Here is a 2,687-nt window from a genome sequence, read left to right on the forward strand (position 1 = left end):
GACGCGGAGCCTGCGCGGCGTCGACCGGCGCAGCACCGTCCGCGGCCACGGCGGGCTTGTCGCCTTCCGGACGCGGCTTGCGCGGGCCGCGCGGCTTGCGGTCACCGTCGCGACGCTCGCCACGACCACCACCGCTGCCGGAACGACCGCCACGGCCACCGCCGCGACGCTCCTCTTCGGCGGCACGGGCTTCGCGCGCCTCGCGGAAGATCTGGCCGACGCTTTCGTTGTCTTCGCCTTCCTCACCCGGGGCGGCCGGCGCGCGTTCCGGACGCGGCAGCGCGGTCAGCAGCTCCTTGGTGACCGGTTCGGACGGGATCTTCTGCTCGATGTAGGCCTCGATGTCCGGCAGGCTCATCGCATAGCGCTCGCAGGCGAAGCTGATCGCATCGCCTTCCTCGCCCAGGCGGGCGGTGCGGCCGATGCGGTGCACGTAGTCTTCGGCATCGAACGGCAGGTCGTAGTTGTAGACGTACTTGATGCCGTCGATATGCAGACCGCGCGCCGCCACGTCGGTGGCCACCAGGATTTCCAGCTGGCCCTTCTGGAAGCGGTTGAGCAGGCTCTCGCGCTTCTTCTGCGGCACGTCACCCGACAGCACGCCGACGCGGTAGCCGGCCTTTTCCAGCGACCGCGCCACACGCTCGACGAACACCTTGGTGTTGACGAAGACCATGGTGCGCGCGCCTTCGCTGCGCGACAGCAGGCCCAGCAGCAGCGGAATCTTTTCCTCGTCGGCCGGGAAGTACAGCTTCTGGCGCACGCGCGCGGCCGTCACCGTTTCCGCTTCCACCACCAGCTTCTGCGGCTCGTTCATGTGCTCATAAGCCAGCTCCAGCACGCGGTGGCTCAAGGTGGCGCTGAACAGCAGGGTCTGGCGGGTGGTGCGCTCGGGCATGCGGCGCAGCAGGAAGCGGATGTCCTTGATGAAGCCCAGATCGAACATGCGGTCGGCTTCGTCCAGCACGCAGATTTCGCAGGCATGCAGCGAGACCACCTTGTGCTGCTTGACGTAGTCGATCAGGCGGCCCGGGGTGGCGATGATCACGTCCACGCCCTGCTGCAGGATCTCGCGCTGCTTGTCGTAGTCCACGCCACCGTAGACCAGCGCGAAGCGCAGGCCGAGGTCGGAACCGAACTTGACCGCGTCCTTGTGGATCTGGATCGCCAGTTCGCGGGTCGGGGCCAGGATCAGCGCGCGCGGATCTTCCGGCTTGCGGTCCGCCAGTGCGGGGCGGCTGAGCAGGCGGTTGACCACCGCCACCAGGAACGCCAGCGTCTTGCCGGTGCCGGTCTGGGCCTGGCCGGCCACATCGCCACCGGCCAGCGCGACCGGAAGGGTCAGCGCCTGGATCGGGGTGCAGCGGGTGAATCCGGCTCCTTCCAGACCGGCCTGCAGGGCCGGATGCAGCTCGAAGGAGGAAAAGGTCAAATCGGTCAGCGGTTTGTCGCTCATGAGTCCGTCTTGGTAAGGCCGCGCCGGCACCGGGCCGGAAGGCTTGCAATCTTGGAGGGCAGCGTTGCCATACGGCCGTTGCGCCGGGAATGCCGGGGCCGGATCGGGTGGGACGCGGGCCGCTGCACAATGGTCCAGTTTAGCGCAATGTCGGGGGCAAACCGGGGATGGCGTCGCGCAGGTGCATGAGACGCGGCCCGGCCAGGCCGCCCTCGCGCGGATTTCACCGCGCCGCACGCCAGTTGAACAGGCGGCCGCGGGGGTCTGGAAGCGGGCCCGGACCGCCCGCACTTACTGGGACAAGCCCTGGCAAAGCGCGATCATCGTCACAGGATGTAGCGTTTCAGCCGGGGACTGTGCCCCGGGTTCGATAGGGGTACACTGCGCCCCGAGAGCGTCCAGGCATCCCACCGGACGCACCGCTGGCCGCCCAGGCGACCACGAGGCAGCAGACGCGGACGGGCCGGAAGACCTGTCCAGGTTCAACCCTCCGGCCTGGCCGGGTGCACTCCAATCGAGAGACCAAGATGAGCAATGTTGTACATGTAAGCACGACCGAATTTCAGGGTGCCGTGCTGGATTCGAAGGAACCGGTGCTGGTGGACTTCTGGGCGGAATGGTGTGGCCCCTGCAAGATGATCGCCCCGGCGCTGGACGAACTGGCCGACGCCTACCAGGGCCGTGCCAAGATCGTGAAGGTCAATGTCGACGAGCAGCGCGACCTGGCCATCAAGTACCACGTGCGCTCCATCCCGTACCTGGTCGTCTTCAAGGGCGGCGAGAAGGTCGGCGAACAGGTCGGCGCTGTGGGCAAGGCCCAGCTGGCAGGCCTGCTCGACAAGGCCCTGGCCTGAGTCACCTGCGGCAGCCGGGTCACCGGCTGCCCGGCGGGCCCACGCCCGCGTGAATGATCCCGCTCTACCCGGCTTGCGCATCGCCGCGAGCCGGTGGTAGTGTCGGCATATCCGGCCGCGTTCGCGTGCCGTGCCTTCCGGTCGTACTCCCGCCCGGAATCCTTTTCCCAAAACTTCCTGACGCCCTTGCCGGGCGCTCGCACCTCTCAGCGAGGAATCCAGCTCTTGTCCGATATCACTACGACCGAAACCGGCAGCGCCGACGCGCCCGCCGAGAAGCGCGTGCGCAAGCCGCGCGTTGCCAAGGCCGCCGCGGCCGAAACCGCCGCTCCGCCGGCGCAACCCGCCCTGCCCCTGGCTGCCGCGCCCGCCGCGCC

2 protein-coding genes are annotated in these 2,687 nt (G+C 68.3%); one reads left to right on the forward strand and one right to left on the reverse strand.

Annotated features, from left to right (window positions below; all coding sequences use genetic code 11):
• A partial coding sequence (gene rhlB, locus QMX83_RS21105; protein ID WP_282298583.1) for an ATP-dependent RNA helicase RhlB occupies positions 1 to 1,456 on the reverse strand: 1,456 nt, incomplete at its 3' end.
• A 527-nt stretch (positions 1,457 to 1,983) separates the two neighbouring features.
• On the opposite strand from rhlB, the gene trxA reads away from it, so the two are divergent.
• Positions 1,984 to 2,310, forward strand: coding sequence for a thioredoxin (gene trxA / locus QMX83_RS21110; protein ID WP_282298584.1), 327 nt, complete (start codon positions 1,984 to 1,986; stop codon positions 2,308 to 2,310).
• Positions 2,311 to 2,687: the final 377 nt, after the last annotated feature.

Origin of the sequence: Stenotrophomonas sp. PS02289 (genome assembly GCF_029960115.1) — a bacterium.
In the GTDB taxonomy this organism is placed as follows: domain Bacteria; phylum Pseudomonadota; class Gammaproteobacteria; order Xanthomonadales; family Xanthomonadaceae; genus Stenotrophomonas.

Coding starts and splice junctions, on each gene's coding strand:
- trxA (WP_282298584.1), top strand. CDS start 1,984: ATGAGCAATGTTGTACATGTAAGCACGACCGAATTTCAGGGTGCCGTG.